The following is a 2,370-nucleotide window of genomic DNA, read 5'->3' on the forward strand; positions in this document are numbered from 1 at the left end:
GCATTGGCGACATTGTGCCGCCCCAGCAGGTTGAGCTGGACCTGCGCTTCACCCGCTACGCCCTGCAGCCTGAAGCCCATGCAGCCGCGCGCATCGCGCTGCAGATCGGCGGCGCGGAAATCGGCCTGGGGCCGGTCGAGGGAGAAAGTCAGCAACGGACGGCCGCTGGCACGGGCCTTCCAGGTGTCGAAGGCCTTGTCGTCCAGGTTCAGCACGGCGGTGCCGTCGGCGGCCAGCCCTTCGAGTATCTCGCCCTTCGCCTCGACGATCTTCTCCGGTCCGCCGAACTCGCCGACATGGGCGGTGCCGGCATTGGTGATGATCGCCACGTGGGGGCGGGTCAGCTCGACCGTGTAGGCGATCTCGCCGATGCGCGAGGCGCCCAGTTCGATCACTGCGCTACGGTGCTGCGGCGCCAGTTGCAGCAGGGTCAGCGGTACGCCGAGGTCGTTGTTCAGATTGCCACGGGTAGCCAGCACCGACTCGGCATCGCCGGCCTGGGTACGCAGGATGCTGGCGAGCATCTCCTTGACCGTGGTCTTGCCGCTGGAGCCCGTCATGGCCGCCAGCGGGCCGGTGAACTTGCGCCGGTTCAGCGCGCCCAGTCGCCCCAGGGCCGCACGGGTATCGCGCACCAGCAATTGCGGCAGGGGCGCGTCGGCGACTTCGCGCTCCACCAGCGCAGCCACCGCGCCCTTGGCGGCAACCTCGGAGAGATAGTCGTGGCCGTCGAAACGCGGCCCACTCAGGGCAATGAACAGTTGGCCGGGCCCGATGGCGCGACTGTCGGTGGAAACCGCCGAAAAGACGGCGTCCTCGCCGATCAGGCGGGCGTCCAGCGCGACCGTCAACTGGCTGAGGCGAAGAGGCTCAAGCATGCGGCACCTCCCAGGCGGCCAGGGCGCGCTCGGCCTGCTCGATGTCGGAGAACGGATGGCGTACGCCGTCGATCTCCTGATAATCCTCGTGACCCTTGCCAGCCAGGAGCACCACGTCATCCACCGCAGCGGAAGCGATCAGATGGGCGATCGCCTCACCGCGCGACGGCAGGAAGGTAACCTTGTCAGCGGCAGCGAAGCCTTTGCGGATATCGGCGATGATCGCCGCACTGGCCTCGGTGCGCGGGTTGTCGTCGGTGACCAGCACCCCATCCGCCAGGCGTTCGGCGATCGCAGCCATCAACGGACGCTTGCCGGCATCGCGATCGCCACCGCAGCCGAACAGGCACAGCAGGCGCGCGGCCGCGTGCGGACGCAGGGCCTCCAGGACTTTTTCCAGGGCGTCGGGAGTATGCGCGTAGTCCACCACCACCAGCGGCTTGTCGCCGCCTCCCAGGCGCTGCATGCGACCGACCGGCCCCTGCAGTTGCGGCAAGGTGCGGAGGATATCGCCCAGGGGATAACCCAGGCCAAGCAACGCACCGACCGCCGCCAGCAGGTTGCTCAGGTTGAAGCGGCCGAGCAATGGGCTGCGCAGCAGGCCCTCGCCGTGCGGAGTGACCAGTGCCGCCTCGATGCCGGCGTCGCCGAAGCGCGCTTCGCGGCAATAGAGGAACGCCGAGCTGTCGGTGAGGCTGTAGGTGATCAGCTCCGAGTCCTGTTCCTCGCCGGCCAGTCGACGGCCGAAATCGTCGTCCAGGTTGATCACCCGGCAGCGCAGGCCCGGCCAGGCGAACAGCTTGGCCTTGGCGGCGGCATAGGCTTCCATCGAGCCGTGATAGTCGAGGTGGTCGCGGGACAGATTGGTGAACACCGCGATATCGAAACCGAGCGCCGCCACGCGGCCCTGGTCGAGGCCGTGGGAAGACACTTCCATCGCTACCGCGCGGGCGCCGGCCTGCTTCAGCGTGGCCAGCGTGGCTTGCACCGCGAGCGGGTCCGGCGTGGTGTGCCGGCCGCTCTCCAGGGCGCCGTAGAAACCGGTGCCGAGGGTGCCGACGATGCCGCAGCGCTCGCCGAGCAGATCCAGGGCCTGGGCCACCAGTTGGCTGACGCTGGTCTTGCCGTTGGTGCCGGTGACGCCGATCAGGTCCAGCCCGCGGCTCGGCTCGCCGTAGAAACGCCCGGCGACCGCCGACAGTTGCGCGGCCAGCCCCTTCACCGCGATCAGCGGCGCATCGCTGGGCGGCAGCTCTCCGGCGCCTTCCGCCTCGTAAGCCACGGCAGCCGCGCCCTTGGCCAGGGCATCGGCGATGTGCGCACGACCATCCTGGCGCCCGCCCGGCACCGCCAGGAACAGGTCGCCCGGACGAACGCCGCGGCTATCCAGGGTCAGCTCGCGGATCAGCAGATCGCGCTCGGCCTGGGGAAACAGTTGGTTCAGGCTCATAGGCATCAGCCACGCCCTCCTTTTGCGGGCGCAGCATTGACC

2 protein-coding genes are annotated in these 2,370 nt (G+C 68.9%); both read right to left on the reverse strand.

The annotated features are described in order from the left end of the window. On the reverse strand, positions 1 to 878 hold an 878-nt coding region (locus tag FFS27_RS31675; protein ID WP_137952499.1), incomplete at its 3' end, for a UDP-N-acetylmuramoyl-tripeptide--D-alanyl-D-alanine ligase. Next, positions 871 to 2,334: a UDP-N-acetylmuramoyl-L-alanyl-D-glutamate--2,6-diaminopimelate ligase gene (locus tag FFS27_RS31680; RefSeq protein WP_003094133.1), complete on the reverse strand. Its 1,464-nt coding sequence runs from the start codon at positions 2,332 to 2,334 to the stop codon at positions 871 to 873. The genes FFS27_RS31680 and FFS27_RS31675, both read right to left, overlap by 8 nt. Between the last annotated feature and the right edge of the window lie 36 nt (positions 2,335 to 2,370).

The organism is Pseudomonas sp. 2VD (assembly GCF_005503585.1).
Classification (GTDB): domain Bacteria; phylum Pseudomonadota; class Gammaproteobacteria; order Pseudomonadales; family Pseudomonadaceae; genus Pseudomonas; species Pseudomonas aeruginosa.

Coding starts and splice junctions, on each gene's coding strand:
- FFS27_RS31680 (WP_003094133.1), bottom strand. CDS start 2,334: ATGCCTATGAGCCTGAACCAACTGTTTCCCCAGGCCGAGCGCGATCTG.